This window comes from Pseudomonas sp. TREG-RG-20F-10-E-6-01 (assembly GCF_022662455.1).
Lineage (GTDB): Bacteria > Pseudomonadota > Gammaproteobacteria > Pseudomonadales > Pseudomonadaceae > Aquipseudomonas.
The window spans coordinates 95,285-111,239 of sequence record NZ_JAKNQP010000014.1; the positions used below are offsets into that span (position 1 = coordinate 95,285).

9 protein-coding genes are annotated in these 15,955 nt (G+C 62.3%); 2 read left to right on the forward strand and 7 right to left on the reverse strand.

Annotation, left to right across the window (positions count from 1 at the left end; genetic code table 11):
• Nucleotides 1–7: 7 nt before the first annotated feature.
• Nucleotides 8–1,525 carry a CoA-acylating methylmalonate-semialdehyde dehydrogenase gene (locus tag L8K08_RS26695; protein ID WP_106578173.1) on the reverse strand — a complete coding sequence of 506 codons (1,518 nt, stop codon included), beginning with the start codon at nt 1,523–1,525 and terminating at the stop codon, nt 8–10.
• 129 nt (nt 1,526–1,654) lie between these two features.
• On the opposite strand from L8K08_RS26695, the gene L8K08_RS26700 reads away from it, so the two are divergent.
• Both L8K08_RS26700 and L8K08_RS26705 read left to right on the forward strand, forming a co-directional pair.
• Nucleotides 1,655–2,602 (forward strand): LysR family transcriptional regulator, encoded by a 948-nt coding sequence (locus L8K08_RS26700; RefSeq protein WP_145164387.1) that lies wholly within the window; start codon nt 1,655–1,657, stop codon nt 2,600–2,602.
• 330 nt (nt 2,603–2,932) lie between these two features.
• Entirely contained in the window at nt 2,933–3,223 is a 291-nt protein-coding gene (locus L8K08_RS26705) for a DUF3077 domain-containing protein (protein WP_145164389.1), read from the forward strand.
• Nucleotides 3,224–4,179: 956 nt separating this feature from the next.
• On the opposite strand, the gene L8K08_RS26710 is transcribed toward L8K08_RS26705, so the two are convergent.
• From L8K08_RS26710 to recC, 6 genes are all read right to left on the reverse strand, one after another.
• The gene (locus L8K08_RS26710) at nt 4,180–4,671 is read right to left on the reverse strand and encodes an OmpA family protein (protein WP_145164391.1); all 492 of its coding nucleotides are present in this window, start codon (nt 4,669–4,671) and stop codon (nt 4,180–4,182) included.
• Between the two features lie 4 nt (nt 4,672–4,675).
• Nucleotides 4,676–5,938, reverse strand: coding sequence for a diguanylate cyclase (locus L8K08_RS26715; RefSeq protein WP_145164393.1), 1,263 nt, complete (start codon nt 5,936–5,938; stop codon nt 4,676–4,678).
• Nucleotides 5,935–6,501, reverse strand: a complete 567-nt coding sequence (locus tag L8K08_RS26720; RefSeq protein ID WP_106578168.1) for a YfiR family protein — start codon at nt 6,499–6,501, stop codon at nt 5,935–5,937. The genes L8K08_RS26715 and L8K08_RS26720 overlap by 4 nt, the downstream gene beginning before the upstream one ends.
• Nucleotides 6,502–6,642: 141 nt before the next feature.
• A complete protein-coding gene (recD, locus tag L8K08_RS26725; RefSeq protein ID WP_242201165.1) occupies nt 6,643–8,712 on the reverse strand; it encodes an exodeoxyribonuclease V subunit alpha in 2,070 nt (689 codons plus the stop codon).
• Nucleotides 8,709–12,383: an exodeoxyribonuclease V subunit beta gene (gene recB, locus L8K08_RS26730; protein WP_242201168.1), complete on the reverse strand. Its 3,675-nt coding sequence runs from the start codon at nt 12,381–12,383 to the stop codon at nt 8,709–8,711. Before recB ends, recD begins: the two co-directional genes overlap by 4 nt.
• The gene (recC, locus tag L8K08_RS26735) at nt 12,380–15,829 is read right to left on the reverse strand and encodes an exodeoxyribonuclease V subunit gamma (protein ID WP_242201171.1); all 3,450 of its coding nucleotides are present in this window, start codon (nt 15,827–15,829) and stop codon (nt 12,380–12,382) included. Before recC ends, recB begins: the two co-directional genes overlap by 4 nt.
• Between the last annotated feature and the right edge of the window lie 126 nt (nt 15,830–15,955).

The window sequence follows — 15,955 nt, forward strand, 5'->3', positions numbered from 1 at the left end:
TCCCGACTCAGCGCAGGTTGATGGTGGTGTTGACGCCATCATTGACCGTGTCGTCGTCGAACCAGCGGCTGGTGACGGTTTTGGTCTGGGTGTAGAACTGCACCACTTGCTTGCCGTACGGGCCGAGGTCGCCGAGCTTGGAACCGCGTGAACCGGTGAAGCTGAAGAACGGCACTGGCACCGGAATCGGAATGTTGATGCCGACCTGGCCTACATCGATTTCGCTCTGGAACTTACGCGCCGCCGCACCGCTTTGGGTGAACAGGCCGGTGCCGTTGCCGAACGGGTTGGCGTTGACCAGCGCGATGGCTTCATCCAGCGTGGCAACTTCGAGCACCACCAGCACCGGGCCGAAGATTTCCTGGGTGTAGATTTGCATGTCCGTGGTCACGCCCGAGAACAGGGTCGGGCCCACAAAGTTGCCTTGCTCGAAGCCCGGCACCTTGATGTCGCGGCCGTCCAGCTCCAGCTTGGCGCCTTCTTTCACGCCGCTTTCGATCAGTTCCAGGATGCGCGCCTTGGCGCGTTTGGAAATCACCGGGCCAACATCCGTACCGGCTTCGCTGCCGGCATTAACCTTGAGCTTTTGCGCCAGCGCTTTAAGGTCCGGCAGCCATTGCTTGGCCGCGCCCACCAGCACCACCACCGAGGTGGCCATGCAACGCTGGCCCGCCGCGCCAAAACCTGCGCCGACCAGGGCATTCAGGGTGTGTTCGCGGTTGGCGTCCGGCAGCACCACGGCGTGGTTCTTGGCGCCCATCATCGACTGCACGCGCTTGCCGTGTTTACCGGCCAGGTCGTACACATGAGTGCCGACGGCGGTCGAGCCGACAAAGGACACAGCCTTGATGTCTTTGTGAGTGCACAGCGCATCCACCACATCCTTGCCGCCGTGTACCACGTTGAGCACGCCAGCGGGCACGCCGGCTTCCAGCGCCAGCTCCACCAGCAACAGGGTCGACAGCGGGTCTTGCTCGGACGGCTTGAGGACGAAAGTGTTCCCGCAGGCAATCGCCATCGGGAACATCCACAGCGGAATCATCGCCGGGAAGTTGAACGGGGTAATACCGGCGCACACACCGATCGGTTGGCGCAGGGTGTAGGTGTCCACGCCACCGGCGACGTTTTCGGCGAATTCGCCCATCTGCAACGTGCCGATGGAGCACGCGTGTTCGACCACTTCCAGGCCGCGGAAAATATCGCCTTCGGCATCGGCAATGGTCTTACCCTGCTCGGCACTTAGGACTACAGCGATGCGCTTGGAATGTTCACGGATCAAGGCCTGCAGCTTGAGCATGATGCGCATGCGCGCGCCGATCGGCGTCAGCTTCCAGGTCTGGAAGGCTTGATGGGCAGCGTCGATGGCCGCGTTGACTTCATCGGCGGTGGCGAACGGGACTTTGGCCAGCACTTGCTGGGTGGCCGGATTGACGATGTCTTGCCAATGGGTGGTCTTGGACTCGACCCATTCACCGTTGATCAGCAACTTGACCTGTTGCACGGAAATGTCGGCAGAAGCGTTCATGTGGTCTCCAATCTTGTAGTTATGCAGAGACAAGGCGCGTGAATCGCCTTGGGAATGAGGCGTTCGGACTGTTTTTGGAGTATAGATGTGCAAATCTCTAATAAGAACGCACATAAAAGCCGGTCCAATATGCAAAAAAACATCACGTCCTTGGGCTCCCTGAACTGGGATGACCTGAAGTTTTTCCTTGAAGTGGCCCGCACCCGCAAGGCCAGCGTCGCCGCCAAGCGCCTGGCGGTGGACTACACCACCGTGTCGCGGCGCATCAGTTCACTGGAAGTGTCGCTTGGCACGCTGCTGTTCGAAAAATCCCGGACCAACGGCTTCGTGCTCACCGCCGAAGGCCAGCGTTTGCTGGGTTACGCGGAGTCCATCGAAAGCACGCTGCACATGGCTTGCGAGCAGGTGTCCGGCTCCGGCGTGGCGCTGTCCGGCCATGTGCGCATGGGCTGCACCGAGGGTTTCGGCAGTTTTTTCGTTACGCCGCAGCTCAGCCATTTTGTCGACACCTACCCCGCCATCTCGGTCGACATCCTGCCCCTGCCCCACTTCATCAGCCTGTCCAAGCGTGAAGCCGACATCGTCATCGCCCTGGAACGCCCGGAGCACGGGCCGTATGTGTGCTGCAAGCTGTGCGACTACAAACTGCAGCTCTACGCGACCCAGGATTACCTCGACCAACACCCGCCCATCCAGCGGCCGGCGGATTTGGCTGAGCACCCGTTTATCAGTTATGTGGATGACTTGGCGTTCAGCTCGGAGCTGCTGTACCTGGCGAATGTGGTGCCGGGCGCCAGCGCGAGTTTGCGCAGCACCAGCGTGATCGCGCAGTACGTGGCCGCGCAGCAGGGTCGGTCGATGGCGATATTGCCGTGCTTTCTGGCCGCGCAGGACCCGCGGCTGTTGCCAGTGTTGGGGGAGCAGATTTCGATCACGCGGCAGTTCTGGATGTATTGCCGGGAGGATTTGCGCAAGTTGAAGCGGATTACGTTGTTGTGGGATTACATCCGAGAGGTGACGGAGCAGAACACCGGGTTGTTGATGGGGGAAACGCGGGAGATAAGGTTCGCGGATTAAAGGGCCATCAATGACGATTCGCTTTAATTTGCAGGACGTTTCCTAGAGACTCTCTAGCCCATTGCGCCTTACCGTTTGGGTCACTAGCCTCCCTGGGTCGCTGCACATCAGCGATCGGGTTTAGCGATCCGGGTTTCAGGCGTGACATTGCCCCGATAGCATTAGCTGGCGCTCGCCAGCTTTGAGCGTTTTATGGCGGCTGTGTGCGGGAGACTTCCGAGTCTACCCGGGATGCGCTCTGGCCCGGATCGCTAACCTGCACACAGCTGCCACCCTCTTCATGTTTAGCGATGTGATGTGGCGGCTCTACTTCAGCAGAGAGCAATCGTCATGAGCAAAATCGTCCCCGACCCACCGCTTTCCTCCATCACTACCCTCGGCGTCGTCACCTTCGGCGACTACGGCGAAAACCAAAAACCCCTGTTCCGCGTCAACGCCGGCATGCCGATTGAGCAAGCCCTGGAACACGCCTCCACCCTGCTTTTTTACTCCAAGAAACTCGCGATGGAAGCCGCCATGGATGTGCGCGGCGAGCAATACGCATGGGCCGCGCATTACCTGTGTGAGATGGGCAAGGCCGTGGTGGATGACCTGACGCAGGCGATGACGCCGGGCAGTTAAGCGAACACTGCGGCATAAAGGTGGGAGCAGGCTTGCTCGCGAATGCAGTGGGCCAGCCAATACATCATTGCCTGAACGACCGCCATCGCGGGCAAGCCCACTCCCACATTTTGGACTGTGGCGGATGGGAAATTTTGAGTCAGGCACAAGTCAGTGTGGGAGCTGGCTTGCCTGAGATGGCGGTGGGTCAGTCAGATTATTTGCTGCTGATACACCGCATTCGCGAGCAAGCCCGCTCCCACATTTTTGAACTGTGGCGGATGGGAAATTTTGCGTCAGGCACCAATTAATGTGGGAGCTGGCTTGCCTGCGATGGCGGTGGGTCAGCCAGATTATTTGCTGCTGATACACCGCATTCGCGGGCAAGCCCGCTCCCACAGTTGGGACTGTGGCGGTTGGGAAATTTTGCGTCAGGTACAAATCAGTGTGGGAGCTGGCTTGCCTGCGATGGCGGTGGGTCAGTCAGATTATTTGCTGCTGATACACCGCCATCGCGGGCAAGCCCACTCCTACAGTTGAACTGTGCTGGATTGGGAAATTTTGCGCCAGGCACCAATTAATGTGGGAGCTGGCTTGCCTGCGATGGCGGTGGGTCAGTCAGATTATTTGCTGCTGATACACCGCATTCGCGAGCAAGCCCGCTCCCACAGTTGGGACTGTGTAGGCCGGGAAATTTTGCGTCAGGCACAAATCAGTGTGGGAGCTGGCTTGCCTGCGATGGCGGTGGGTCAGCCAGATTATCTGCGGCTGATACACCGCATTCGCGAGCAAGCCCGCTCCCACAGTTGGGACTGTGTAGGTCGGGAAATTTTGCGTCAGGCGCCAATTGATGTGGGAGCTGGCTTGCCTGCGATGGCGGTGGGTCAGTCAGCTTAATTGCGGCTGATACACCGCTATCGCCGGCAAGCCCGCTCCCACAGTTTGATGGCATTTCAGATTAAGAGGGGTGAACCCGCTCAGTCCGCGATCACCACAATAGACACGCGCCGGTTTTCGGTGCGCCCCGCTACCGTGGTGTTCGGCGCCACCGGCTCGCTGCTGCCCAAACCGCGCAGCTGGATGTTTTCTTCCTTCATGCCCACACCGGTCAGCACGTTGCCCACGCTTTTGGCGCGGCGCAGGGACAGTTGCTGGTTGTAGGTTTCTTTGCCAGAGGCGTCGGTGTGGCCGTCGACGCGTACGCGGTCGATGCCGGCGCCGACCAGGGCTTTGCCGATGCGTTCGACGATGTCGGTGCTGGCTTTGTTGAGGCTTTCAACGTCGCTGCCAAACAGCACTTTGCCCGAGAGGCCAAACGCCCAACCTTCGTCAGTCAGTTCAAAACCCTGCTGTTTGAGGACTGCGATTTGCGCCGGTGTCAGGCCTTTGGGTGGGGCCGTCTGGCAGCCGCCAAGGGCAAGGAATGCCACCAGTAACGTGATAAACATGAAACGCGCGGTCGAGAACAAGGGATCAACTCCTGTCGGTAACGTTTGCGGCGGTGGGCTCCGAATCCGCCGTTTGCTGGCCGCCCTGGGACAAGCGTTTGGCCTGGTACATCGCCGCATCGGCGGCATTGAGCAAGGTGCCGGGAGTGGCGCCATGATCGGGGTAGATGGCAATGCCGATACTGAGGGAGGTCAACACCTCGGTGTTGCCGGGCACCGGGATCGGCGTGTCCATGCTGGCAATGATCTTGTCGGCGATACGCTGAGCATCCTCCGCTTTATGCAGTGGCGCCAGCAGCACCGCGAACTCATCACCGCCCAGGCGCGCCACCAGGTCATCTTCACGCAACTGCGCGCGCACCCGCTCGGCGACGGCCACCAGTACCGCATCGCCGGCGGCGTGGCCGAAGTTGTCATTGATGTCTTTGAAACGGTCGCTGTCGAGAAACAACACGGCGACCCGTTCATTGACCTTGGCGGCGCTGCGCAGCGCGCGGATCAGCCGGCCCTCGAAATACGCGCGGTTGGGCAAGCCGGTCAGGCTGTCGTGGCTGGCCTGGTGAGCGAGGGTTTCGTTTTCACTTTGCAGGTGGCTTTGCCAGGCTTCCATCTCGCCGAGCAGGGCGTTGAAGTCGCTGCCCAGGTTGTCGAGTTCGGCGATCTGCGCCGGTGGCACGCGTCGGTCAAAGTCTCGCTCGCTGCGGGCGGCATGGGCCACCGCGGCCAGGCTTTGCAACGGTTTGGTGATGCCTTGCAGCAGGCGCCGCGCCAAGTACAACGCCACCCAGGCGCTGAGGGCGGTGCAAATCACGATGCCGGCCAGGCCGCTGAGCAGAAAGCGCAGCAGGCTACCGCCGTGGCCGACCACGTGAATGCTGCCCACGGTTTGCCCCTGGTGCAGGATCGGCTGGCTGATGGGCTGTTCGAGCAAGGCATGCGCCAGCGCCAGTTCGACCTCGGACAGCATGCCGGTTTCCGGCCGCTCCCATTGCGCCAGCAGCTTGCCGCTGGCATCGAAGACTTCGGCCTGGGCCACTTCTTCGGTGGAGGCAATCAGGCTGAGTGCTTCAGTGGCGGCGGCGCTGTCGTTGAACACCACCGCCGCTTCCACGGTGTAATTGATCGAGCGCGCGATCAGGTGCAGGTTGTGCTCGGCATACACGCGCAGCGCCAGCACGCCGAGCAGGGTCAAGGACACACTGGCCAGGGTCACGGCCACCAACGCCAGAATCAAATGCCCACGGCCGATGACGGAGCGCAAGGTCGGCCGCGCTTTCGGGGTTCTCATGACGCAGGCGCTCGACGGCGGGACAACTGCAACACGCTGGGGTGAATGCGCACGCCGCTGCGGGCGACGGAGTCCAGGTTGACCTCAAATGACACTTGCTCATCGCCCACTCGCAGGCAGAACAGGCTGCCCACGGTGCATTGGTCGCCGCCTTCGCTGATGCTCAGCACCGGGTGGCCGATCAGTGAGGTAAACAACCGCGAGCGTTCATCGGCGCTGAGTTTGCCGATGTACACGGCGTCGCAGGCACTGACGATATCGGGATGATCGGCGAGCAAACGCTGCACCACCACCGGACGGCCGGTCGCCTGGGTGGTGCCTTTGACCAGATCGTCGGTGTATTGGGTGGGGCCGACGATGCACAAGCGCAGTTGCGCAGGCTCCACCGGCCAGCGTGCATAGCTGAGGATGCCGAGCACAACTTGCGTCACCGCCTGGGCGCGCTGGTCTGCCGGGCCGGGGGCCTGGGCAAATGCTCGCGGGGCGAGCACGCACAGAAGTGCCACCAGTAACATGCGTCTCCAGCTCAAACTGCGCTCTGTGGGCGAGACAGCCACGTTCATGCAGCGATTCTCTTCAGTTTTTTCAGGGTGATGCCGCAACGATAGCACAGCGGCGGAAGGCCCCGCGAAGCCGGGCCTTCGCGAAGTCCGCTATTTTTTCAGAAAATTCAGACGACTGAATCAGAAATATTTAATGACCAATCAGTCAGTTTCTCCAGCCGGTACGTCCAATTCCAGCATCAACCCGCTCAAACGCTTGACCTTGCGCCGCACGGCTTCTTCAAACACGCCGCCACGCGGTTCGATCAGGCTGAACCAGCGCTTGGCGCGGGTGATACCGGTGTAGATCAGTTCTTTGGTCAGCACCGGGTTCAGCGCATCCGGCAGGATCAGCGCGGTGTGGGTAAATTCTGAGCCCTGGGACTTGTGCACGGTCATGGCGTACACGGTTTCCACATCGTTCAGACGGCTGGGCAGTACAAAACGCACACCGCCTTGGCCGTCGTTACGTGGGAAAGCCACGCGCAGCACGTGGGGGCCGCCATCGCTTTCGGGCAGTTTGAGCGCGATGCCGATGTCGCCGTTCATCAGGCCCAGGCCGTAATCGTTTCGGGTCATCAGCACCGGGCGGCCTTCGTACCATTGCTCGTCCCCCTCGATCAGCCGCACTTTGCGCAAGGCCGCGGTGATGCGCAGGTTCAGCCCTTCTACGCCCCACGGGCCTTTGCGCACAGCGCAGAGCAACTGGAAGGCGTCGAAGGCTTGCAACAGTTGCTGCGCCCAGTGCGTCCAGGCGAGGTCTTCGCGCGGGGTGTCGAGGGCCGGGCGCGCGCTTTGCAGCAAGTTGAGGTAATAACGATAGCCCTGGGCGTCGCCGCCCTGCCCGTCCAATATCAGCCGCTCGAGGGCGTGGTCATGCTCGCCCTTGAGGCTGAGGCAGAACAGGTCATCGTGGCTGCGCGCGGCGAGCAGTTGGCGCGCCTCTTCGGCGTTTTGCTGGTTGACCCAGCGTGCCAATTGGCCGATGCCGCTGCCTTCACCAAAACGTCGCGAATAGCGCAGCATCACCACTTGCTGGGCCAGCGGATGGCTGCCGTCGAGGTCTTCTTGCAGGCCGCTGGCATTCAGGTCTTCGCCGCTGACCGCTTGCAGCCATTGGCGCGTGGCGGGGCTGTACCAGCCGGCTTCGGCGTCGCGGCATAAATCGCCCAGTACGGCGCCGGCCTCGACCGAGGCAAGTTGATCCTTGTCGCCCAGCAACACCAAGCGTGCGTGGGGCGGCAAGGCGTCCAGCAGGTTGGCCATCATTTCCAGGTCGATCATCGAGGCTTCGTCCACCACCAGCACATCCAGGGGCAATGGGTTGCCGATGTGATGGCGGAAGTGCCGCGTGCCCGGGCGACTGCCCAGCAAGCGGTGAACGGTGGTGACTTCTGTGGGAATTTTTTCCCGCACGCTGTCGGGCACGGTCAACGACTGCACTTGCTGGCTGATGGATTCGGTAAGGCGTGCGGCAGCTTTGCCGGTGGGCGCAGCCAGGCGGATGCGCAACGGGCTGCCGGCTTCCACGGCCGGCGCCTGCAACAGCGCGAGCAGGCGCACCACGGTGGTGGTCTTGCCGGTGCCGGGGCCGCCGGTGACGATGCTGAAAGCACCGCGCGTGGCCAGGGCACAGGCGAGTTTTTGCCAGTCGATCACGCCGTCGGGCGGCGGTTGGTTGAAGAGGCTGTTGAGGCGTTGCGGCAAATCGGCGGCGACGCTTTCCTGGGTGGCCAGGCGCAGGCGCAAGGCTGTGTCGATGCGCCGTTCGTAGGTCCAGTAGCGGCGCAGGTAAAGGCGTTTGCCGGACAAGACCAACGGGCGGCTCTGCGCGGCTTCGCTGCCATCAACCGCCAGGGCGACCAATTGGCTGGCCGCCAGCGCGTGACACCAGTGGGCACCGTCGAGGCCGTCGAGCAACTGCGACGGCAGCAGCATTGCGCCGGTTTGCAGGTCGCCTTCGGGCGGCAGCGACAGGGCGAAATCCGGCGCCTTGAGGGTTTCGAACAGGTCGAGGCACACATGACCATGGCCCAACTGGTGGCTGGTTAACGCCGCGGCCAGCAACACCAGAGGGTCGGCCTGCGGATCAAGTTCGTGCAGGAAGCCGACAAACGCCTTGTCCAACGCGCGCAGCCAGCCCCGGTCAACCCAGCGTTCGAGCAGTTGCAGCAGGTCGGCGGCGCGGTTGAGCGGCATCAGCGCCTCAAGCGGTAACGGCGACAGGCTCATAGCAGCACTCCTTGTTCCCAGGCGGGCTCAACCTTGGGCGGTATGGGTTTGCCCTGGAACAACGCGTCCAAGCCTTCGATCAATTCACGGGGCGGCCGGGTGAAATACGCGCCTTTGCTCACCGACTCAGTGCCGCGCAGGAACACGTAAAGCGCACCGCCGACGTGGCGGTCGTAGTCATACTCGGGCAGGCGCGCCTTCAGCTGGCGGTGCAGGGCCAGCAGGTAAAGCACGTATTGCAGGTCGTACCGATGCTCGAGGATCGAGTGTTCCATGGCCTCTAAGGTGTAGGCCGAATCGTCAGGGCCGAGCCAATTGGATTTGTAGTCGGCCACGTAGTAGCGGCCGTCGTGTTCGAAGGTCAGGTCGATAAAGCCTTTGAACATGCCGTTGAGCAGCACCGATTCGGCGGCGACGCGGGACACGCCGTTGTGGGTGTACTGGCACACCAGTTTGTCGAGGGCCAGCACGTCGACTTTGTGGCTGGCGAACCAGAACTCCATCTCGATCTGATACTGCTGCAGGCTGCTCAGGGTGACCTGATCGTTATCCACCGGCAGCGGCGTTTGCAGCAGGTGGCCGAGCCAAGCGCTGAGGGTGACGATCCAGCCTTCCCAATTGCGCCGGTTACAGCGCGCGCCCACGGCTTTTTCGATGGCCTCGGGGGTGACGTTGAAACCCTCCTCGCCCGCCCATTCCAACAAGCCATGAAGGAAGGTGCCAGGGTTTGGTCCGCGTGGGAAACGGTGTATGTCGCCACCAGACGCCGCCACTTCACGCGGTGCGTCGGGGTCGAGACGCTCGTCGTCAAACAGCTTCTGGGCTTGTGGGCTTTCCGGAGCTTCGAGGGGCGCGGCGCTCATGCTGTCGCCGATGCGCAATGCGCTGTAAGAGGCGATCCACCAGTTTTCGGCGGCCTTGCGCTTGGGCAGCAACGGCGCGAGCAACGTGGCTGCGTTGCGCGGCGGGTGGAACAGCGTGTCTTGCGCGTCCGGGACATGGGCGTAGTGGATCGCGGCGCAGCCTTGCTGCAAATCCAGCAGCCAGCGCGCCAGGCCGGCCGACTCGCCCAGCGACGCACCGGCGCCGAGCAGATAGCCCAGCGCCGACAGGTGCAGGACCGAGCTGCTGTTATTGCCGCGCTTGAGGTCGGCGATGCCCAGCCAGCATGCGTGCTTGGCGCGCGTGAGCGCGACATAGAACAAACGCAGGTCTTCGGCGAGGCGCTCATCATCGGCCTGAGCAATCAACTCGGCGGTGGGCCGCAGGCTGACGTGCGATTTGCCCTGTTCGTCGTGGTAATGCAGCGGCAGGCGGCTGCCATCCACGGGCTTGGCCGAGCAGATGAACGGCAGGAAGACCAGGTCGTATTCCAGGCCTTTGGATTTATGGATGGTCACTACCTTGACCAATTGCTCATCGCTTTCCAGGCGCAGAATCTGCTCTTCACCGGCCTGCCCCGACAGCGCGAGGTGTTCAGCCAGATGACGGATCAGCGCTTGCTCGCCGTCCAGCTCCGACGCGGCCTGCTGCAACAGTTCGCTGAGGTGCAACAGGTTGGTCAGCACGCGTTCGCCGTCGCTGCGCGCGATCAAGGTTTGCGGCAGTTTGAAATCATGCAGCATGCGCCGCAGCATTGGCAGCACGCCCTGGGTGCGCCAGATCGCGCGGTAGCCACGGAACTGCATCACGCGGGTTTCCCACGCCAGTTCGTCCTGATTCAGACGCTCCAGTTCCGGCAGTGACAGGTTCAAGGTGACGCAGGCCAGCGCGGCACGCAGCGGGCGCTCAACGTCGGGCTCTGCGCAGGCCTTGAGCCAGGCGAGCAGGTCGTGGGCTTCCTGGGCGGCGAAGACCGAGTCTTTGTCAGACAGGTACACGCTGCGCACGCCCCGAGCGGCCAATTCGGCGCGCACGGCTTGGGCTTCCTTGCCGTCACGTACCAGGATGGCGATGTCTGACGGAAGTACGCCGCTGAAGCTGGAGTCCGCCTGTAGGAAACCGGCGGTACCTTGCTGCCCGCCATTGAGCAACGCGACGATTTGCGTGGCGCAGGCAGCCGCCAGTTGCTGGCGATACACCGCGTTGGAAATCGGCTGATCGGTGGGCAGGTGCCAGAGGTTCAGTGCCGGCAACGTGCGGCCATCGACTTGCAGTTGCTCCCTGCGGCCCTGGGACAGCACCGAGTGGAATGGCACCGGGTTGTCGCCATTCGGCTCGCGAAACAGGAAAGCCCCACGGCCGCTTTCGGCGCGCTGGAACACGTGGTTCACCGCCTCGACCATTGCGTGGCTGGAGCGGAAGTTGGTGCCCAAGGTGTGGTGGCGGCCGGTGGTGGACTGACGGGCGCGCAGGTAGGTGTAGATGTCGGCGCCACGAAAGGCATAGATCGCCTGCTTGGGGTCGCCGATCAGGAACAGGCCGCTGTCGAGGTGGTTTTCTTCGATGCGGTAAATGCTGTCGAAGATGCTGTATTGCACCGGGTCGGTGTCCTGGAATTCGTCGATCAAGGCGACCGGGAATTGCTCGCGGATCACACTGGCGAGGCGCTCGCCGCCGTCGGCTTGGAGGGCGGCGTTGAGGCGGATCAGCATGTCGTCGAAGCCCATTTCGGCGCGACGGCGTTTTTCTTCTTCGAAGCGTTTACCCACCCAGCCGGCGGCGTGTTGCAACACGGCGGCGTCGGGAGTGGGCAAGGCGTCGAGGCTGGCTTTGAGGCTGGCCATGGCGTCGATGCCAGGGTGGCTCGGCGGCTCGCCCTTCCAGGCTTCGGCCATACCGTCGGGCGTCAGCCGCGTGAAGCCGGTGCCGATGTCCAGTTGTTCGAGGGTTTCGTCAGCCGCCCAGGCACTGATTTTTTCAAACCAGGGCTCGAAGTAACGCGCCTGCATCTTGCGGCCGTCGACGGCTTTCGCGGCCACGGCTTGCAGGCAGATATCACGCAGTTCGGCCGCCCATTGCTGCCACGGCGCCTTGAGGCTTACCAAGGCTTCGCGGCGCTCTTGCAGGCAAGCGTTGATCAGTTCGGCGGGCTCACGGCTTTCGCCAGTGGGCCGTTCGCTGCCGAACAGCGCACGCACGCGGGGCATCAGGGCGGCGGGGCCGCTCCAGTTTTTGCGCACCCAGTTAAGTGCGTCGTCGCGCATCGGGTAGCAAAACAGCCGCCAGTAGTCACGCAGCACTTCGCCGAGCAGGTCGCTGTGGTCGGTTTCCAGGGTTTGGGTGAACAGGCTGCCGCTGTCGAACGCGTGCTCGCGCAGCATGCGCTGGCACCAACTGTGGATGGTCGAGACGGCGGCCTCGTCCATCCATTGCGCGGCGATGTCCAGGCGATTGGCGCAGGCGGGCCATTGTTCGGGAAGGTATTGGTCGCGCAGGTCGGCGATCAATGCATCCGGCTGCTCGATTTCGGCGCGCAAGAACCGTGCGGCTTCAGCCAGGCGAATGCGGATGCGTTCGCGCAGCTCTTTGGTGGCGGCATCGGTGAAGGTCACCACCAGAATTTGCGGCGGCAGTAACTCGCGGCCAAAGCCGGCTTCGTCACCGCCGTGGCCAAGCACCAGGCGCAGGTACAGCGCGGAAATGGTGAAGGTCTTGCCGGTGCCGGCGCTGGCTTCAATCAGCTGGCTGCCTTTTAACGGGAAGGCCAGGGCTAAAGGTTGACCCATCATGCGCTGGCCTCCTCACTGCTGAGCGATCGCCAGGTTGCGTTGAGCAATGGGCGATACAGGGTTTCGGCCCAGCCTTCGAACGCTTCGCTGGCGATGAGCGTGACGAAGTCGGGGAATTGGCGGGTGAGTGCAGGGGTTTCGCGGCGCTCACCGTCGGTGGTCAGGCCGTCGCCTTCATAGGCTTTGCTTGCGGCGGCCAGGGCTTTGGCGGGATCGGTTTGGCCGAGCCAGGCGAAGGCGGTTTTGACGGCTACCGGGAGCGGTTTGCGCATGCCGGTGTGCCAGGCCAGCAGCAGGTTGCCAAGGATTTCCCGGGCATTGGATTGATCCAGCGGGGCGAGTAACAAGGTGTCATCACTTGCCACCAAACCGGTGCTGAGTGGCAGCCCGCAGGCGCACGCCACCACGTGATTGACCCATGGGCGAATCAGACGGTGCCACTTACGCGTCTTGATCGAACCGATGCTGTTGGGGATGGTGGTCACGCTGAGCAAGCCGCCATCACTGCGTCGGTGCAGGCCGCTGATCCAGCCTTCCAACTGGATGCCATGATGCTCAAAACTGATCGGCTCGGCGGTGGTTTGTGGCGTGGGCCAAAGTGCCAATAAGTGTTGGTAGCGTTGCAGCAAATCGGGCAACGGCTCGATCAGTTCGTTACGCAGGCACTCGCCGAAACCCACCATGGGCAGCAGGCCGCTGCCCTGCAGGCGCAGGGCCTGGGCGTTGAGTGCTTGATCCACGTGATCGGGCTGGGTCAGTGCAGCGTTCAGCAGGCTGTCGCTGAGGCTGTAGCGTTGCAGCGCGTCGAGCACGAAGGGTTCTTCATCGGCGAGCGGCACTTCGGCGGCCTCGAAGAACACTTTCAGACGTTGGCTGAAGAAATGTTTGACCGGGTTGCGCAGGAAATCCTGCAACTGGCCGAGGCTCAGGGGTTCTTCTTGTTGGTGCTCTGCCAGTTCGTGTTCTTTAACTGGAACGTCGGCGGCCTCGTGAAGCAACTGCCACTCGCGGGCGTAGCTGAAGAGCGCGTCGCCTTTATGGAAATAGCGCGCACTGAAGGGTTGGAGCGGGTGCTCCTGGGTCATTGCTTCCAGCAGTTCTTGCTGGTGTGCGTTATGCCAGCCGCTGGCGATATGGTCACGCAGTTGGCCGATCAGTACCGAGGCCGGCCGGTCGCTGTTGTCGCGGATGCTGCGGCCGACCCAACTGATGTAGAGCTGGTCGCGGGCGGACAGCAGGGCTTCGAGCAGCAGGTAGCGATCGTCCTCGCGGCGTGAACGGTCGCCGGGGCGGTAGTCGCTGCCCATCAGGTCGAAGTCCAACGGCGGTTGCGCGCGCGGGTAGTCGCCGTCGTTCATGCCGAGCAGGCAGACGAGTTTGAACGGGATGGCGCGCATGGGCATCAGGGTGCAAAAATTGACAGCTCCAGCGAGGAAGCGCTGGGACAGGCGACCCTGGTCCAGGCCGGCCAACCAGGCCTCGCGGACTACGGTGAGGGGTAACTCGTCCTCCAGGCCGACGGACTCACAGGTTTCCAGCCAGTCTTCTCTCAGTTGTTCGAGTTGGCCTAAGAGGTAGTCGTCGTGTTCGCTGCTGGGCAGGAAGAAGAGTTGCATCAGGCGTTGCAGGCGTTCAACCCACTCGCGGGGCGCTGCCGGTTGGGACAAGGCCTGATGGGCGTCGTTTAACGCATCGAGCAAGGAGACCAACGGGCCGATCAGGGCCGCGTCGAGGCCGCCGATTTCATCGTAGGGTTCGATGCCGTCGCAGGCGACACCGGTGCCAACGGCGTAACCCAACAGCATGCGGCGCAAGCCGAATCGCCAGCTGTTTTGTTCCAGCTCATGCGGCAGGCCGAGGCCGGCGCGTTGCTCGGCGTTGAGGCCCCAACGGATGCCGGCCCCTTCGATCCAGCGGTGCAGCGTCGGCAGGTCGCGCTCCTTGATGGCAAAACGTTCACGCAAGGCGGGAACGTCGAGCAGGTCGAGGATTTCGCTGACGGGGAAGCGGCTGTCCGGGAGTTTGAGCAGGTGTTCGACGGCGATCAGCAGAGGGTCGCGGCCACGTTGGCCTTGGTCGGTAAGAGTGAACGGAATGAAGCGTGGGTCGCTTCGCTCAAGTTGGCCAAACACGGCGCGAATGTGCGGCGCGTAGCTGTCAACGTCAGGGACCATGACGATAATGTCGCGCGGGCGCAGCGTCGGGTCGGCACTGAAACGTTGGAGCAATTGATCGTGGAGAATTTCCACTTCGCGTTGTGCGCTGTGGGCGATGTGGAAGCGGATGGAGCTGTCGTTATCTAGATCGACGGCCGGCCACAGCTCGCGCGTTTCGTTGAGTGGGCGCAGTTCGAGGATGTCGTCCTGCAGTTGGTTGAGCAGCGTGGTGGGTTCGCTGTCGCTGAACAGGTCGATGCGACCATCACGGAAGGCGGCGCGGTAGCTGTTGGGGTCGTCGTAACTGTCCAGCAGGCTGATGTAGTCACGGCCCTGTTTGCCCCAAGCGGCCAGCAGCGGGTGGGCGTGCTGGTGCAGGGTTTGTGGATCGATGGTGACCGGCATGCCGGCTTTGCGCGCTTGGCGTTTGTATTCATTACGCAGCAGGTCCTTGTCGGCAACGATGTCGGACCAGTGATGACGGCAAGGGTTGTGCACGCAGAGCAGGACTTGGCTGAACCTCGCTAAGCCGGCGAGCGCCTCAAGGGCTTGCGCAGGCAGTGAGGAAATGCCGAAAACGATCACTCGGGATGGTAAGCCTGCGGGCGCCTGTTCAAGGGTATTGATGCGTTCAATAAAGCGCTGGTGCACACCGGCGCGGCTTTCGGCCATGCCTTCTTCACCGACATCGACCAGCAATGCACGCCACAATTCGGCCTGCCAGCAGTTTGCGGGATTAAGGGGCTTGGATTCGCCTCGCCCGTTGCGCAATTGGTGGCGGCCAGCAGCCCAGTCTTCCAGCCAGTCGGCACGGTAGACCTGGTATTGGTCGAACAGGTCGGCCAGGCGTTCAGCCAGTTGATAGCGTTTGCGCAGGTCGGTGTCGTGGGTAAGGAAGCGCTGCAGCGGCTCGAAGTGCGGTTGATCGATGAGTTCAGGGAGCAGGCGCATCAGGCGCCACGTCAGAGGCGCTTTATCGAGCAGGGACTTGGGCGGGATTTCGTCACGGCCCAGGACCATGCGATAGAGCTGCCACATGAAGCTGCCGGGCAGTTGCACGTCGATTGCCGCAGCGATGCCGCAGCCACCCATGTCGTCGTCTTCCGGGTCTTCGGCCAGGGCTAACTTGAGCCATTGGGCGATGCCGTTGCTTTGTACCAGGGCGATTTCGTTTTCCAAGGGCGCGAGCGGATAGCGGCGCATCCAGCTGACTACCAGGCTGCGCAACTCATCCAGGCGGTTGCCGTGAACCACCATGAATCCAGCGCTGAGGGACGTCGCATCCGGCATAACGGCTTCCTTGGGAAAAGCAAAATCGAGGCAGCGACTTTAGCATTGAAGGCGGCCGCAGGCTGCAAGTGAGGCAGGCCGACTGAACGGGGGTGACTGGAATGTTTTCGACCGCCCAAAACAAAA

What these genes read in the sequence shown, in the direction of transcription:
- L8K08_RS26695 (WP_106578173.1), bottom strand. Translation starts at nt 1,525, where the DNA reads ATGAACGCTTCTGCCGACATTTCCGTGCAACAGGTCAAGTTGCTGATC.
- L8K08_RS26700 (WP_145164387.1), top strand. Translation starts at nt 1,655, where the DNA reads ATGCAAAAAAACATCACGTCCTTGGGCTCCCTGAACTGGGATGACCTG.
- L8K08_RS26705 (WP_145164389.1), top strand. Translation starts at nt 2,933, where the DNA reads ATGAGCAAAATCGTCCCCGACCCACCGCTTTCCTCCATCACTACCCTC.
- L8K08_RS26715 (WP_145164393.1), bottom strand. Translation starts at nt 5,938, where the DNA reads ATGAGAACCCCGAAAGCGCGGCCGACCTTGCGCTCCGTCATCGGCCGT.
- L8K08_RS26720 (WP_106578168.1), bottom strand. Translation starts at nt 6,501, where the DNA reads ATGAACGTGGCTGTCTCGCCCACAGAGCGCAGTTTGAGCTGGAGACGC.
- recD (WP_242201165.1), bottom strand. Translation starts at nt 8,712, where the DNA reads ATGAGCCTGTCGCCGTTACCGCTTGAGGCGCTGATGCCGCTCAACCGC.
- recB (WP_242201168.1), bottom strand. Translation starts at nt 12,383, where the DNA reads ATGATGGGTCAACCTTTAGCCCTGGCCTTCCCGTTAAAAGGCAGCCAG.
- recC (WP_242201171.1), bottom strand. Translation starts at nt 15,829, where the DNA reads ATGCCGGATGCGACGTCCCTCAGCGCTGGATTCATGGTGGTTCACGGC.